At 39.4% G+C, this 16,841-nt stretch carries 9 protein-coding genes; 6 read left to right on the top strand and 3 right to left on the bottom strand.

Translation table 11 applies throughout. The annotated features are described in order from the left end of the window. The first annotated feature begins 99 nt into the window (after window positions 1-99). From ACESQI_RS09585 to ACESQI_RS09570, 4 genes are all read left to right on the top strand, one after another. The gene (locus tag ACESQI_RS09585; protein WP_007486245.1) at window positions 100-3,069 is read left to right on the top strand and encodes a TonB-dependent receptor; all 2,970 of its coding nucleotides are present in this window, start codon (window positions 100-102) and stop codon (window positions 3,067-3,069) included. 13 nt (window positions 3,070-3,082) lie between these two features. Next, entirely contained in the window at window positions 3,083-4,720 is a 1,638-nt protein-coding gene (locus ACESQI_RS09580) for a RagB/SusD family nutrient uptake outer membrane protein (protein ID WP_195660610.1), read from the top strand. 36 nt (window positions 4,721-4,756) lie between these two features. Then, window positions 4,757-6,199 (top strand): SusF/SusE family outer membrane protein, encoded by a 1,443-nt coding sequence (locus tag ACESQI_RS09575; protein ID WP_195660611.1) that lies wholly within the window; start codon window positions 4,757-4,759, stop codon window positions 6,197-6,199. Window positions 6,200-6,267: 68 nt separating this feature from the next. Further along, window positions 6,268-9,090: an alpha-amylase family glycosyl hydrolase gene (locus ACESQI_RS09570; protein ID WP_320908254.1), complete on the top strand. Its 2,823-nt coding sequence runs from the start codon at window positions 6,268-6,270 to the stop codon at window positions 9,088-9,090. Window positions 9,091-9,222: 132 nt separating this feature from the next. On the opposite strand, the gene ACESQI_RS09565 is transcribed toward ACESQI_RS09570, so the two are convergent. The 3 genes from ACESQI_RS09565 to ACESQI_RS09555 all read right to left on the bottom strand — a co-directional run bounded on the left by ACESQI_RS09565 (window position 9,223) and on the right by ACESQI_RS09555 (window position 14,101). Then, entirely contained in the window at window positions 9,223-11,619 is a 2,397-nt protein-coding gene (locus tag ACESQI_RS09565; protein ID WP_195660613.1) for a transglycosylase domain-containing protein, read from the bottom strand. Between the two features lie 105 nt (window positions 11,620-11,724). Further along, window positions 11,725-13,701, bottom strand: coding sequence for a sensor histidine kinase KdpD (locus ACESQI_RS09560; protein ID WP_044166657.1), 1,977 nt, complete (start codon window positions 13,699-13,701; stop codon window positions 11,725-11,727). A 145-nt stretch (window positions 13,702-13,846) separates the two neighbouring features. Then, on the bottom strand, window positions 13,847-14,101 hold the full coding sequence (locus ACESQI_RS09555) for a type B 50S ribosomal protein L31 (protein WP_002561096.1): 255 nt from the start codon (window positions 14,099-14,101) through the stop codon (window positions 13,847-13,849). A 422-nt stretch (window positions 14,102-14,523) separates the two neighbouring features. Here ACESQI_RS09555 and ACESQI_RS09550 point away from each other — a divergent pair, with 422 nt between their 5' ends. Beyond that, window positions 14,524-15,540 carry an endonuclease gene (locus ACESQI_RS09550; RefSeq protein WP_007486251.1) on the top strand — a complete coding sequence of 339 codons (1,017 nt, stop codon included), beginning with the start codon at window positions 14,524-14,526 and terminating at the stop codon, window positions 15,538-15,540. A 178-nt stretch (window positions 15,541-15,718) separates the two neighbouring features. Beyond that, window positions 15,719-16,723, top strand: coding sequence for a class II fructose-bisphosphate aldolase (locus ACESQI_RS09545; RefSeq protein WP_002561098.1), 1,005 nt, complete (start codon window positions 15,719-15,721; stop codon window positions 16,721-16,723). Window positions 16,724-16,841 lie beyond the last annotated feature (118 nt).

Here is a 16,841-nt window from a genome sequence, read left to right as displayed (position 1 = left end):
ATTTTTGTTTCGTCGTAAGATAGGAATTTGAGTTACGTTCCTGTTTCGATAGAGAGAAATCATATTAATTTATATTGTTAACTTTAACTTATTAAATGCATGAAGCAAGTTAATCTTAGAATCTATCAAATGATTCTGCCCTTATTGTTGGGGCTATTCTTGTCATTAGGCGCTTATGCACAACAAATTTCTGTAAAAGGAAATGTGAAAGATGTTACAGGTGAACCTGTCATTGGTGCAAATGTCGTAGTCAAAGGTACTACTAATGGTTCAATTACTGATTTGGATGGTAATTTTCAACTACAGTCACCTCAAGGTGCAACACTCGTCGTTTCTTTTGTGGGATATCTTCCAGCCGAGGTAAAAGCAGCTTCTAGCGTAAATGTAGTGTTGCGTGAAGATTCTCAGTTACTTGACGATGTTGTAGTTATCGGTTATGCAACCGGTAGTCAGAGAACTATTTCAGGGGCAGTACAGAAGGTGGGGCGTGATGAAATGAATGCGGGTGTGGTGGTAAGTCCACTACAAGCCATTAAAGGAAAGATTGCTGGTGTAAATATCCAGAAGACCGGTGGCGACCCTACAGCGGGAGCCTCTATTCGTGTCAGAGGTACAACTTCTCTTTCCGGCGGTAATGATCCGTTAGTAATTATTGATGGTGTGTTTGGTGATTTAAACATGCTAAATGCTATTTCTCCCGCTGATATTGAAAGTTTTACTGTTTTGAAAGATGCTTCGGAAACTGCTCAGTATGGATCCCGTGGTGCAAGCGGTGTTATTGTAGTTACAACAATTAAAGGTAAAAATGGTACAAAAACATTAAGCTATGATGGTAGTTTCGGTGTTGAGACTGTTTACAAGAATCTGAAAATGCTTGACGGAAATGAATTTCGTAAAGTGGTTACAGACAGAGGTTATGCGAATGCTTTAGATGGGGGAGCTAATACTAACTTCATTGAAGAAATGCAGCGTATGGGTTATACTCAGAATCATCGCGTTTCATTTGGTGGAGGTACCGAAAGCTCAAACTACAGAGCCTCTATTGGTGTTATCGACCAGAAAGGTATCATCAAAAACAATTATATGCGTAATTATACTGCGAAGTTGGATGCTTCTCAAATGATGTTCAATAATAAACTGAAGATTGATTTTGGAATGTTTGCGGCAAGAAAGGATATGCGCTATCTTAATGATTATCAAAAGACATTCTATTCTGCCGCTTCTTTTAATCCTACACTTCCCAGTGTGGCGAATGCCGATGGTACATGGCCGGAAGATCCGAATGCAAATGAAACCCAGAACCCACTGGGACGTTTGACAATTGACGATCAGGAATCTAATTCGTATGTTAATGCAAATGCACGTTTGACGTGGACTGTTGTTGACGGTTTGAAATTGAGTGTATTTGGTTCGTATACTTATAATGTAAAAGAGAATTCCAAGTATGTTCCCAATAATATTAAAGAAGGAATTGGTACAAAAGGATTGGCTTCTAAAAATGACAATAAATCCAATATTCTTTTAGGTAACTTCACTGCTAATTATAAAAAATCTTTTGGAAAGCACTATATGGATGTATTGGGCTTGGCTGAAATACAGGATTATCAATATAGCGGATTTGGTTCGAATGCACGTTATTTTGCTACTAATTTCTTTGGTTTCAATAATCTGATGGCAGGAGCTGATATCAAACACGGAGATGCAACATCTTATGCCAACGGTAATAAACTGGTGTCGTTCATGGGACGTTTCAACTACTCTTATGCTGACAAGTATATTGCTACAATTAATATGCGTGGTGACGGTTCTTCAAAACTTGGAGCAAATAATAAATGGGGCTTCTTCCCTTCTGCTTCTTTGGCTTGGGTACTGAAAGAAGAAGATTTCCTGAAAGATGTAAGTGCTGTATCTAATTTGAAGGTGAGAGTTGGTTACGGATTGACCGGTAATCAGGATGCTATTTCTGCCTACAATTCTTTAATGCTCATGAGTCCTACGGGTACTACTACCGTTAATGGGAAACCGGTGGTTACTTATGGTATTAATCGTAATGACAATCCTGATTTACGTTGGGAGGTGAAGAAGATGTTTGATGCAGGTATTGACGCTTCTTTCTTTGATAACAGATTGTCTGCTACATTTGATTATTATTACTCAAAAACTACAGATTTGCTTTATAATTATTCTGTTCCTGTACCTCCGTTTGCATACGGTTCTATGCTTGCCAACTTGGGTTCTATGATGAATGAAGGTGTTGAATTTTCGGTTACGGCAATACCTTTGAAAAAGAAAGATATGGAATTAACTGTTTCTGCAAACTTCTCATGGCAGAGGAATGAATTACTTTCTTTGGATGGAACTTATAATGGGCAGCCTTTGAGTGCTGAAAAATATATGTCGCTCGCAAGTATGAATGGTGCAGGCTTTATTGGTGGTAATAACAAAGTTGTTTATCAGATGGTAGGTCAACCTGTTGGTGTTTTCTATTTGCCTAAGAGTGATGGTTTGGTTGATAAAGAAGGCAATGGCGTATATACATATCACGTTGTAAACTTAGATGGAAATAAGAAAATTGAACTTGAAGACGGAAAAGACCGTTATATCGCTGGTCAGGCAATGCCTAAGTTTTATTTAGGTGGTAACATTAGCTTCCGCTACAAACAGTTTGATATCCAGACTCAGTTCACTGGTGCTTTTGGACATAAGATTTATAATGGTACTTCTTTGACTTACATGAATATGAGCCAATTCCCTACTTATAATGTAATGACCGGTGCTCCCGAAAAGAATATTCATGATCAGACGGTTACTGATTATTGGTTGGAAAGAGGTGATTATGTTCATTTTGACTATGTTACACTTGGATGGAATCTGAATACAAAGAATTTAAAGAACGTCAACGCTTTACGTCTTACTTTCTCTGTAAATAATTTGGCTACTATTACGAATTATTCAGGACTTTCTCCTATGATTAACAGCTCTACGGTAGGTAGCGATCTTGGATTGGATGATAAACGCTTCTATCCTTTAACCCGTACTTATTCATTAGGACTTAGTGTTAACTTCTAAAAAGAAATATATCATGAAAAAAAGAATATTATATAGTTTTATTTTAGCGGCTTCTTTGAGCCTTGTCGGTTGCTCTTCATTCTTGGAGGAGGATCCAAAAGACCAGATGCCGGAATCGGAAGTGTACAAAAATCCCGATTTGATTTATCTGAATACTGTAGCGAATTTGTATACCATGATTGGTGCCGACTATGGTGGCGGTGGTCTCGCCGGTACTGACCGTGGGTTGTATGACCTGAATACATTTACAGCCGATGAGGCTGTTCTGCCTACTCGTGATGGTGACTGGGATGATGGTGGGTTATGGCGTGATTTGTTTCAGCATAACTGGGGTACCAGTAATGATTTGGTGATTGGGACATGGGATTATTTGTATAAAGTGATCGTATCTTGTAATCAGTCAATCGATAAGTTAGTTATGTTGCAGAAAGAATATCCGGACAATGAGTTGTTTGGAACTTATAAATCGGAAGTTCGTGCGTTACGCGCTATGTACTACTATTATTTGCTGGATATGTTTGCACGTGTGCCTATCGTAGAATCTTCTACTATTGAAATCAAAGATGTAAGACAATCCAAACGTTCTGAAGTATTTGCTTTTGTCAGAAAGGAATTGGAAGAGTCACTTCCTGATCTCTCTGATGCAAAAAGTGCAGCAGAAGGCGAATATTATGGACGAATGACTCAGTCTGTAGCGAATTATATTTTAGCTAAACTGGCTTTAAATGCAGAGATATACACCGATGATGACTGGACGGATGCTGTGAAGCCGGATGGAAAGAATATAAAATTTACCGTAGATGGTGAAGAAGTCAATTGCTGGGAAGCTACTGTGAAGTATTGTAATAGAATTACTGCATCGGGATATGCTCTGACTCAAGGTCTGAATGGTTTTTCTGCAAATTTTGCAGCAAAAAACGAAGGTTCTATAGAGAATATTTTTGTAATTCCGATGGATCCGACTCTATATAAAGCAAATATGATGTACCTTACTCGTTCTCGTCATTATGCTGTAGGAGCTGCTTTGGGTTTCGGTAATGGCGGATGGAACGGTTCATCAGCAACTTTGGAAGCAATGAAAGCCTTTGGCTATGGAACAGATACTCCGGATCCACGTTTGGATCGTACTTACTATACCGGCAAGGTGATGGTAAACGGACAATATGTGGAAGCGGATGGTAAAGTGCTTGAATATAAGCCATTGTCGGTGAAATTGAAATTTGATAAGAGTGATGCGGATATGAAAGTTGCGGGTGCGCGTATGTTTAAATATGAAGCTGATCCGGCTGCTACGAATGATGGCAAATTACAGCATAATGACTATGTGTTGTTCCGCTATTCGGATGTATTGTTAATGAAAGCTGAAGCTCTATTCCGGGATGGAAAAGGCGGACAGTCCGAATTAAATCAGGTACGTGATCGTGTGGGTGCTCCTCAGGTTGTTATTAGTCTGGAAAATATTCTGAAAGAACGTTTACTCGAATTAGCTTGGGAAGGTGTTCGACGTCAGGATTTGATTCGATTTGGCGAGTTTACAAAAGCGATTACTGACAGGCCGAAGTCACAGGCATATAAAACGGTATTCCCGATTCATGAGAAAACTCTTTCTGTTAATAAGAATCTAAGTCAGAATCCAGGATACGGCAAATAAGTATAAGAATAACTAACTATTATAATAAAAAATGTTATGAAAAAGATAATTCAATATATGGTAGCCGGACTGTTGCTTATGATGGTTAATACCAGTTGCAAGGATAATGAGAACTGGAGAATTATTCCTTATGAACCGGAACCACCTCAAACCATCAATATTACAGGTACTGCTACTGTTTATCCGCAAGTTGGAGAAGCTTCTCTTTTAAAAGAGATTCCTTTGGATAAAGGAGACGGATTCGATGAAAAAGCTGATATGATAGGTATCCTTACCTGGCTAAAAGCAAGTGGTGAATTTACTATTACCGATTCGGGGATTGCGTATGGAAAAGGAGATGTTACTTCTACCGATCCGTTTGAGACGGTTAACTTGAAAGAAGGTGGTGCAGGATTTACTGTTGCCGAAGATGGTTTGTATTATGTTGTTATGAATAATACAGAGCGCCAGTTGACTGTTATTCCTGCAAAAATAGGTATTATTGGCGATGCTACTCCTAATGCATGGAATGGTGAAACAGTAATGGAAATGTCTTTTGATCCTGCCGGATTGGTTGTTACTTCAAAATGGTCCGGTACGCTTAGTAATAAGCAGTTGAAATATCGCTTCTCGGGCGATTGGGGAGCTTCTCTTCCTTATGGCGATGTAAAAGCCAGGGTTCATACCAATTTTGGTAGTGTAGGAGAAAATGATGGCGATATTGAATTGGGAACAGAAGCGGTTCAATGTGTTGGCGGCGGTAAAAACTTTAAAATAGCCAAGAATGGCGAATATGATGTAACATTGGTTATTAATTTGAATACACAGGATGTAACAGGAACCGCTAAGTTGACCAAAGAAGATACTTCAACAGCTACTTTACCGGAACATATGTATATTAACGGTAGTCCGTTCTCTGCGGATTGGAATTGGAGCGTTGCTCCCGAACTGACTTCGCTTCAGGATCTTGATGGAGTATTTTTCGGAATCTTCTATTTTGAAGCAGGTGCAGGCTTGAAATTTAACTCAAACAGAGACTGGGATGGCGGAGAATTTGGTGCAACAAACGATGAACCTTGTGACTATGGTGAACATGCTACTGGTGGATCTAATATGAATATTGCAGAAGCAGGTTTCTATCAGGTCGCTATTGTTTGTACCCTTTCTGAAGATAAACAATCGGTTTTGAAGAAGATTGTTCTGGAAAAAGTGAAACCTTTTCTGATTGGTGATTGTGTAGGTGCATGGGATATAAAGGAAACTAATGCGTTTACTCTTCAAGAAAATATTTTTACTTCTCCGGCTTGTCCTAATAATGGCGTGTTGCGTATGTGCGTAAAACTTCTTGATTGTCAGTGGTGGCAGTCTGAATTTACCTTGAAAGATGGTGAGATATTTTACCGTGGAAGGGGTGGGGAAGATGCAATGAAATTGACAGAAGTTGCTGCTGGTCAGACTGTAAGACTTGATTTTAAGACTGGTACAGGTAGCGTTAATTAATGGAATATTAAAATAACTATAAAGGTCATCCACACCGGATGACCTTTATAGTTAAAACATTTATGTTTATGCAGAAGATTTACTTTTTGTTATTGATCGTTTTCGGGGGAATTTTTACTGCCAGCGCCCAACTTGTGACAACTACTCCGGATTTTCCACTGGAAGGAAAAGAAGTAACTGTTGTTTTTGACGCTTCGTTGGGATCGGGTGGATTGATAGGATATACTGGAAATGTATATGCGCATACAGGTGTTATTACGAACAATAGTAAGAATGAATCCGATTGGAAATATGCTCCTTCCAAATGGGGAGATAATTCTGAAAAGTATAAAATGCGTTCATTGGGAAATAATAAATGGGAATTCAAGCTAACTCCCAGTATTCGCGAATATTATGGAGTACATGCTGGAGAGACAATTTTTAAGATGGCGTTTGTTTTTCGAAGTGAAGATGGCTCTAAAACAGGAAAAACTGCTGATGGAGGGGATATTTTTATTGATGTGCACAGAGAAGGAGTTACTGTTCGTTTTGAACAACCGGATGTTGCTACCACTTTGAATTTGGGTGATCTGCTTCCTATAAGAGCAAAAGCTTCTGTATTGGCAGATATGAAATTGTTTGTAGCAAATGAGCAGATTGTTTCCAGAACCAATGTTCAGGAAATAATATCATTACACACTTTTTCGCAGACCGGAACTTTTGAACTACGTGTGGAAGCTACGACGGGAGGTAAAACAGCTATTGCCACTCAAATGGTAACTGTTTTGGGAGAAACAGAGCAGGGGATTCTCCCCCAGGGAGCACGTCCAGGTATAAATTATCTAAATGATACGCAGGCCACTTTGGTATTGCAGGCACCAGGAAAGAGAACCGTATATGTGGTAGGTGATTTTAATGATTGGAAACTGTTGCCGGAATATCAACTGAAACAGGATGGAGAGTTTTTCTGGATTACATTGAGCGATCTGGAAAAAGGAAAGGAATATGCTTTTCAGTATGTAGTGGATGGTACGATTTATATAGCCGATCCGTACGCAGATAAAGTACTTGATCCCTGGAATGATCCATATATCTCTCCGGCTGTGTATCCCGACTTGAAACCGTATCCCACAGGCAAAGCAGAAGGTATCGTTTCTGTGCTTCAGACCGGGCAGACCCCTTATCAATGGCAGGTGACTGAATTTAGGAAACCTGATAGAAACCAGTTGATGGTATACGAGATGCATATCCGTGATTTTACTACAGAGCACTCTTTCAGTGCAGCAAAAGATAAATTGTCCTATTTAAAACAGTTGGGGATTAATGCCATTGAATTAATGCCTGTGAATGAGTTTGAAGGTAATAGTAGTTGGGGATACAATCCTTCATTCTATTTTGCGGTAGATAAGTATTATGGAGCAAAGAACGAGTTGCGTGCTTTTGTTGACGAATGTCACCAACAGGGGATGGCAGTGATTATAGACCTTGTTTTGAACCATAGTTTCGGACAATCTCCATTTTATTTACTCTATCGTGATGCTGATGGAACTCCTTCGGCGGATAATCCCTGGTATAATAAGGAATCCAATATTCCCAATAAGGATTTGCAGTGGGGGTATGATTTTAATCATCAAAGCACCTATACCCGTGCGTTGGTGGATAGTGTGGCCGGTTTCTGGATGAAAGAATATAAGGTAGATGGTTTTCGCTATGACTTTACCAAAGGATTTTCCAATACTCCTCAGGATACGTGGGCCAATAAGTACGATACGGAACGTATTGCGAACCTGAAACGGATTTCTTCAGAAATCTGGAAACGCAATTCGGATGCTTATGTCATTATAGAGCATCTGACGGATGGAACTACAGAAGAAAAAGAGTTGGGAGAGGCTGGCATTATGCTTTGGAGAAATATGAACTACGCTTATTGTGAGTCGGCTATGGGATGGCCCGATAAATCTAATTTTTCCGGGTTGTATGGAGGAACATCCAATATGCCTGTGAATAGCCTGATGGGCTATATGGAAAGTCACGATGAGGAACGTACTTCTTTTAAAGCCTGGAAATGGGGTACTGAAAGTATCAAGGGAGGAGGTACCAGTGCCAATCCGGTGAATGATAATAATCTGGAAAATCGTGTGAAACAACTTGCTACCAATGCTGCCTTCTTCTTTACAGTACCAGGACCTAAGATGATATGGCAATTTGGAGAATTAGGATATGACTATTCTATAAACAGTAATTCGGATGGAACAGTGGTTGATGATGGTGGTGCATATCGTACTGATCCTAAACCGATTCGCTGGGACTATTTTGAGAATACAATGCGTAAAGGATTGTATGATACGTATAGCAAGTTAATGGATCTGCGAACTTCGTATCCGGAACTCTTTACTCCTGATGTTACTTTCAGCTGGAAAGTAAGTGGTAATACGAATTGGAATAAGGGACGTTTCATAACAATTACTACAGAGGATAAAGCCATTGTTATTGCTGGTAACTTTACGGCTGTTGCTGGTGACTATTCGGTTGTATTTCCTAAAACAGGTGTATGGTACGACTTTATGGATGAGAATTCTACACTGAATATCGCGTCGTCAACTGTAGCACAGAGCATTTCAGTTCCGGCTCATGAATTCCGTCTTTATACCAGTTTCAAACCGATACTTACCGGTATTGAGGAGAATGTAGCCAATTCGGATCAGATTCTAGGTTATTATAATAATAGTCTGGACGAATTGGTAATCAATGGAGAGGCTGATTTTGTAGAAATCTATTCTGTTAATGGCATGATGGTACAGAAGCAGGAAAATGTTACTTCTATGGGACTCTCTGTGTTACCCTCAGGATATTATGTAGCCCGTATTCAGACAAAAGATGGTAAAGTTGGTTCTTGTAAGATAATGAAGTAAACGAGCACGAATTACTTACAGGAATGTATCAAAAGCCTGATAAAGCTGTTAAAAGGCAGTTTTAGAAACACAGATTAACGCTAACTTACGCAAAGATTAAATCTGCGATAATTAGCGTTAATCTGTGTTTTCTTAAAAACTTGTAAGCATATCCTCTTCACTTCCTGCCAGACTATCGGGCAGGTATACCGTTATCGAATCTGTATCTTTGGGATGATAAATCCCTTGACAACCGTATGATTTATGGATTACCTCTTTAGGTTTAGGGAATTTTCCTCTATACTTTGTGAGATGTTTATCTTTTAATACACCCTCCATGAAGTAAGCAAAAACGGGTAGCGCAGTACGACTTCCTTGTCCCAACTCTCCGGTACGAAAGTGGATACTACGATGTTCGCTTCCTACCCACGAGCCTCCCACCAGGTTGGGAGTAACACCAACAAACCAGGCATCAGAATGATTGGAGGAGGTTCCTGTTTTACCTCCGAATTCTGTGTCATAGCGGAAAAGATCATACGCCCATAATGCTTTGGATGTACCACCCGGCTCAGTCAGTCCTCCTTTGAGCATGTCTGTAAGCAAGAAAGCGGTTTCGTAGGGAATAGCCTGTATTTCCTGCTGAGACTGGTACTTGAAAAGTTCCTTGCCATCTGCATTTTCAATACGGGTGATGAGTATCGGGTCATGTGCTCTTCCTTCATTAATAGCTGTTGTATAGGCATTAACAAGCTCAAGCAATGATACGTCAGAGGCTCCCAGGCTGAGTGCCGGTGTCTCTTCAAGCGGTGTGTTTATGCCCATGAGTCTGGCTGTCCGAGCCACTTCATGAATACCTGTTTCTTTGGCCACCTGTACCGCAATCGTGTTTACAGAACGGGCAAACGCACATTTTATTGACATGGTATCTCCGGTAGCCATTCCGTTCGCATTGTGGGGAATCCACTGGGTAGGTTTACCTTTTTCGATAACATCCCATACTACATTTTCATCAATTCGCTCGTCGCAAGGAGAAAGGCCTTTGTTTAATCCGGCGGCATAAACGAAAAGTTTAAAGGTAGATCCCGGTTGGCGTTTGGATAGAACTTTATCATATTTCCAGGAGTTGAAGTTTATATCACCCACCCATGCTTTTACATATCCGGTTTGTGGTTCTATGGCTACAAAGCTACAGTGCATAAAACGTTCCATATAGCGTATGGAATCCATAGTACTGATAGTCGTATCTCGTGTTCCGGTTTCATAATCAAACACCTTTAGGCGATGTGGCAGGTTCAGATAGTAGTGAATAGAGTCCGGCTGATCGGGATACTTTTCTGCCAGTTGTTTGTAGGCAATGGTGTGGGTGGCAAGGTCCTCTATAAAATGTGGAATTTCCTGATGGTTGCGGTCGCGCCATGGATTCTGGTTACCCCAATGGTTGTCAAAATTGCGTTGTATCACTCGCATTTGTCTGTTCACAGCTGCTTCGGCATATTTTTGCATTCGGGCATTTACGGTTGTGTATATTTTCAATCCGTCGGCATAGAGATCTATCTTATTCTCTTTGCACCATTCTTCCAATTCTTCGGCAATGGCTTCGCGAAAGTACAGAGCTTGTCCGTCATAATTACTTTCAACGTTATAATTCAGCTTGATAGGAATCTGTTTGAGTGAATCAAACTCTTGTTGGCTTATAATCTGGTGAGTCAATAGATTTTCCAGTACTACATTACGACGTTTCAGACTGTTTTTGGGATTGAGACGTGGGTTGTAAGTGGTCGTTGCTTTCAGTAACCCCACAAGTGTAGCTGCCTGTTCATAAGTTATATCTTGAGGGTTGGTATGGAAATATGTACTGCTGGCTGTTTTGATGCCATAAGCATTACTGCCGAAGTCTACCGTATTGAGATACATGGTCAGGATCTCTTCTTTTGTATAAAAGCATTCTATCTTGACAGCAGTAATCCACTCTTTAGATTTCATTATCAGCAATTTCACTCCCGGGATTTTTCCTAATAGCCCTGTAGAATATTGAGAGCGCACCTTAAACATATTCTTTACCAGTTGTTGGGTAATGGTACTTGCGCCTCGTGCCTGCCCTCGTGCCATATCTTTAATGGCCGAGAAAACTCCCTGGATATCTATTCCGAAGTGATTATAAAACCGTTCGTCTTCTGTACATATCAGCGTCTTGATAAGTTTTGGAGATATCTCTTCGTACTTCACCGGACTACGGTTCTCACGAAAGAACTTACCGATAAGCACACTGTCCGCACTATAGATTTCTGAAGCTATCGGCTGACTCGGATTGTGTATGCTTGACAGGCTGGGAGATTTACCAAACATCCATAAAAAATTGATGTCTACCATACCCAAATAAAGCAGGAACAGAACAAGAAAAGTTGTACAAGAGAGGATTGCTTTTTTATACCAACGAGCTTCGTGGTAAAGGTTTGTGTACCAGCCCCAAAAGGCTTTACATCGATCAGTAATAAAATGGAGGACGCTTTTGCTGCGTGATACCCATTTGTGGGAATCAAATGTTATCATATAAAGATATATAATAAAAACGGCTGCAAAAGTACGAAGGAGTTTTGGTATAGCAATGCGTTATACCAGAAAGTTTTATCATTGGGTTACAAAAATGTTTACCTCTTATAAAAGCGGATGTATAAATACAAACAGACTTCCTTTTTTATACTCATTGTCAAGATAGAGGCTACCCTGAAGCCTTTGAACCAGAATCTGACAAAGAGATAATCCTAATCCGGAACCTTGTGTAAATGAATTTACTTTGTAGAATCGTTCAAAGACTTTCTTTTGTTCTTCTTTAGGAATACCTATTCCGGTATCACGTACCAGGAAATGGATTTCTTTTTTATCAGGAGTGATCTCATAACTTAGTTCAATTTCGCCTTCAGAGGTGAACTTTACAGCATTGTGCAATAAGTTGAACAGTATCTGATGAATCATTTTCTTGTCGGAGATCATTGTAAAGTCTTCTTCTTTGAGAGTGGCATGCAGATGAACATTGGTATTTGCAAACTCTTTAACTTCATCGATGACATGGTTGCAACATTCATTGACAGAGAAAGAACTCTTCATTGGTTCTTCACTGTCGCTGTCAAGACTTGCGATGGATAACATATCGCTGATAAGTCTTAAAAGATGGTCGCTGTTGGTTTTTATTGTGTTACTGATTTCTTTTATTTCATCAGAAGAAAAGGTGTTAGGAGTTGCCAGACAATCAGCGAAACCTACTATCGTGTTTAATGGAGTGCGGATTTCATGATTCATATTTTGTATGAATACATTTTTCATCTCATTTGCCTTTTGTATTTTTTCGTTTGCTGCAATCAATTGTAAATCCTGTTGGTGTATCTTGGCATTCAATTTTAATTGTCGTCTATAAACAGTCATGCGGAAAAACAGAATAAAGAGTAAGATTATACCAATACCAATGGTTAGTAATAATTGCATATTACGTGCTTTCAGACTGAGTTCCTGCTTCTCCAGTTTTAGCTTATTGACATCATATTTGGTCGATAGATAATTCAGCTGTTTCTGGGTCTTTTCCCATGAAAGGGTATCTCCCAACTCAATCACTGAAATCAGTTTGTGGTAGGCTTCATCGTATTTGTTTGCCATGGCAAGTGCATTTGCCCCGTTCAGATACATACGCCTCATATTCTCTTTACTGTTTCGCAATTTGTAGTAGTTGGCACACGAATCTATATAAGCAGCCTGCATAATATAATCTTTCATCAGATATGCGTAGGTCTGTTTGCTGTCAAATAGATAGAACCGGGGGATAGAAGGATATTTTCTATATACTTCTTCCAGCTCGGACAGATATTTTTTGAATGTTTTTATGTCGCCGCTACTGACGCATTTACCGAATACCAGATATTTGGTCATGGCAATATTTCTGGGTGGGAATCCATGTAATTTGCCTGCCAAAGCTAAATTGGCAAGTGAGTCTAATTGTTGGAATACTTTTTGAGATTCTGTTTCGCGATTTGCTGCCGACAGAAGAATTATCTCATTAGAGGCCAATACGGCATAGATATCCCATCGTTTCATCTGATAGAATTTCTGCATGGCCTGGATGAGGTATGGTTCTGCTTTTTGATTGTCTCTGGCTGCAAGATAACCGGAAGCAATGGCAAACTGATTGTATGCCATACCTGTTTCACTCTTGTTTTCTCTGGCATAGTTGTACATTTGTTCGTTTTCAAAAGTACCAGCCTTTCCATTTCCTACATTATTATAGCCTTCGCTAAGTAGGAGCCAGTTGTAATAAAATCCATGTATGTCTTTGTATTTCAGACATAGATCTTTTACTATGGCTGTGTATTTACGTAGACTGTCTATCTCTCCACCTATATAGTGAAAATAATTTCTGTCTTTGTACAAAAAGAACTCATCCCTTACACTATTTATTGAATCTGCCCTTGCCTTTAGTATATTCCAGTGTTTGATATATTCCTGGGGCTTTTGATAATATTCTTCGAGTGCTTGTATGGAAGCTGGTACAGAATCGGGATGAAATAAAAGAGAGTTACCGGCCTTGAGCGTAAGGCATGAGAATAAAAAGAGTATTAAGCCTGTACTTTGTATATAGGTCTTCATAGGAGAATATATTGCTTGTTGTTGTTTAGGATATGTTTTTGTATACAAAGATATATTTTTTACCCGGTTGATCAATGAATATCTATAAAAAAAGAGGAAGTTTCATTTGAAACTTCCTCTTTTTTATGGTCAACCGACTAACGGATTATTTTTTCTTACGGTCACCGTAACGGCTCATGAACTTATCAACGCGACCTGCTGTATCTACCAATGTAGATTTACCAGTGTAGAACGGGTGAGAAGTACTTGAGATTTCAATTTTCAGCAACGGATAAGTTTCACCTTCGAACTCGATGGTTTCTTTAGTGTTTACTGTTGATTGAGACAAAAACATATCACCATTTGACATATCTTTGAATACTACCGGACGGTATGATTCTGGATGAATACCTTTTTTCATTTCAGTATTTGTTTTTTTAATTATTATATCGTTTACTATTTGGTAAGAATAGTGTAATGGTCATTTTCAGTGCGCAAAGATAATGCTTTTCTGTGAAATAGAAAAAAGATTGGGAAAAAAACAATGATTCTCGCTTTTTTTTAAGACTTTTGTAGAGGATAATGTGCCATTGTGCCAATTGGCTTCGCTATGATGTTGCATAGTAATTGGCATATTATTATTTAGTACGATTAAGTAATCGTTCTAAATTATACGATATTATTATTGAAACGCAGAAACTCACAGATTCACGCAAAGCATATCATCGTTCAAGTATAGCGCAGCCATTTAATCTGCGAAAATCTGCGATCATGTGCGTTTCAATAAAACGCTGTCATAGTATGAACTAAATTTGAAATACTACTTATTAAATTATTTGTAATATGAAAAAATTGATTGTTGTATTAAACTTCTTGTTGCTGATTACTATTGGTGGACAGGCACAAGAATCCGACAAAGGCCTCTATAGTGTTGCGTTTTATAATCTTGAAAACTTGTTTGATACTATTCATGATGCCGGTAAGAACGACTTTGAGTATCTGCCGGACGGACCCAAACAGTGGGATACGGAAAAGTATATGGCAAAGTTAACGAATCTGGCGAAAGTGTTGAGTGAGATATCCCGGGATAAAGTGCCTGGCGGTCCTGCTGCTATCGGTGTGGCTGAAGCAGAAAACAGGAGGGTGCTTGATGACCTGGTGAAGCAACCTGCATTGGCTTCTTCCGGCTATGAGATTGTACATTATGAAGGACCGGATAAGCGGGGGATTGATTGTGCACTGCTTTATGATCCGAAACAATTTACGGTTTCATCAAGTAAATTGGTACTCTCTACCCCTTTTGAAGGAGATACGATACACAAAACACGGGGTTTTCTGATTGTAAATGGTAAGATGGCGGGAGATAACGTTTGTTTTATTGTAAACCACTGGCCTTCGCGTGGAGCTGCCGAACCTGTGCGTGTACATGCTGCCCGACAGGTACGTGCATTGATCGATTCTTTGCAACAAGATAATAAGAAATTGAAACTGATTGTTATGGGAGATATGAATGATGATCCGATGGATCAGAGTATGGCTACCCTGGGTGCAAAGAAATATAAGAAAGAGGTGAAGAAACATGATATGTTCAATCCCTGGTGGGAAACACTGGAAGATAAAGGAGTAGGCACGTTGCTTTATCGTGGCAAGTGGAACTTGTTTGATCAGATTGTTATTTCGCCTACGTTGCTCAATGCCAAAAAAGGATTGAAATACGATCACAATGAGGTCTTTATCCGTGAATATCTTTTTCAGCAGGATGGAAAGTACAAAGGTTCGCCTTTGCGTACACATGGCGGAAAACTTTGGCTGAATGGTTATAGTGATCATTTGCCGACTATTATTTATTTGAAGAAATAAGCTCTCCCTTTGCTACGTAGAGATTACAATCGACTATTAAATGATATTTAAGACTCTGAAATAGGATTGATTTGTACTCATTATCGAGGATATTTCTTACGCTTTGGTTTTGTATTAAAACTATAATGTGTACTTTTGCATAGAATTTTTATTCACTAACAATAAACTTTTAAACAAAATGGTAAATTACAAAGATTTAGGACTGGTAAACACAAGAGAGATGTTTGCTAAGGCTATTAAAGGCGGATATGCTATTCCTGCTTTTAACTTCAACAATATGGAACAGATGCAGGCCATTATCAAGGCTGCTGTAGAAACAAAATCTCCGGTTATTCTTCAGGTATCTAAAGGTGCTCGTCAGTATGCTAACGCTACTTTATTGCGTTATATGGCTCAGGGTGCTGTAGAATATGCAAAGGAATTGGGTTGCGCTCATCCTGAAATCGTTTTGCATCTTGACCACGGAGATACTTTTGAAACTTGCAAGAGCTGTATCGATTCAGGTTTCTCTTCAGTAATGATCGACGGTTCTCATCTTCCTTACGAAGAAAACGTTGCTCTGACTAAGAAGGTAGTAGACTATGCTCATCAGTTTGATGTAACTGTAGAAGGTGAGCTTGGTGTATTGGCAGGTGTTGAAGATGAAGTTTCTTCAGACCACCACACTTATACTGACCCTGAAGAAGTAATTGATTTCGCTACCCGTACAGGTTGTGATTCATTGGCTATTTCTATTGGTACTTCTCACGGTGCTTATAAGTTTACTCCGGAACAGTGCCACATTGATCCGAAGACTGGCCGTATGGTTCCTCCTCCTTTGGCATTTGAAGTATTGGATGCTGTAATGGAGAAACTTCCGGGCTTCCCAATCGTGCTTCACGGTTCATCTTCAGTTCCTGAAGAAGAAGTTGAAACTATCAACAAATATGGTGGTGCACTGAAAGCTGCTATCGGTATTCCTGAAGAAGAATTGCGTAAAGCTGCTAAGTCAGCAGTTTGCAAAATTAATATCGACTCTGATAGTCGTCTGGCTATGACTGCTGCTGTCCGTCAGGTATTTGCTGAAAAACCGGCTGAGTTCGACCCACGTAAATACTTGGGCCCGGCTCGTGATAATATGGAAAAACTGTACAAGCACAAAATCCTTAATGTACTTGGCTCAGACAATAAATTGGCTAAATAATTTTCCACTTTGATATGTAGAAAGCTGTGCCTGCAAATGGTACAGCTTTTTTTGTGTTTTTTCTTGTTATAATGTATCTTTGATTCAGATTTTGTTTATATTTGTGGGTATAATAAGT

The sequence above is a fragment of the Bacteroides sp. HPS0048 genome (assembly GCF_964240755.1).
Lineage (GTDB): Bacteria > Bacteroidota > Bacteroidia > Bacteroidales > Bacteroidaceae > Bacteroides > Bacteroides nordii.
This window is presented reverse-complemented; position numbering and strand designations above follow the sequence as displayed.

Coding starts and splice junctions, on each gene's coding strand:
- ACESQI_RS09545 (WP_002561098.1), top strand. CDS start 15,719: ATGGTAAATTACAAAGATTTAGGACTGGTAAACACAAGAGAGATGTTT.
- ACESQI_RS09560 (WP_044166657.1), bottom strand. CDS start 13,701: ATGAAGACCTATATACAAAGTACAGGCTTAATACTCTTTTTATTCTCA.
- ACESQI_RS09555 (WP_002561096.1), bottom strand. CDS start 14,101: ATGAAAAAAGGTATTCATCCAGAATCATACCGTCCGGTAGTATTCAAA.
- ACESQI_RS09575 (WP_195660611.1), top strand. CDS start 4,757: ATGAAAAAGATAATTCAATATATGGTAGCCGGACTGTTGCTTATGATG.
- ACESQI_RS09570 (WP_320908254.1), top strand. CDS start 6,268: ATGCAGAAGATTTACTTTTTGTTATTGATCGTTTTCGGGGGAATTTTT.
- ACESQI_RS09550 (WP_007486251.1), top strand. CDS start 14,524: ATGAAAAAATTGATTGTTGTATTAAACTTCTTGTTGCTGATTACTATT.
- ACESQI_RS09580 (WP_195660610.1), top strand. CDS start 3,083: ATGAAAAAAAGAATATTATATAGTTTTATTTTAGCGGCTTCTTTGAGC.
- ACESQI_RS09585 (WP_007486245.1), top strand. CDS start 100: ATGAAGCAAGTTAATCTTAGAATCTATCAAATGATTCTGCCCTTATTG.
- ACESQI_RS09565 (WP_195660613.1), bottom strand. CDS start 11,619: ATGATAACATTTGATTCCCACAAATGGGTATCACGCAGCAAAAGCGTC.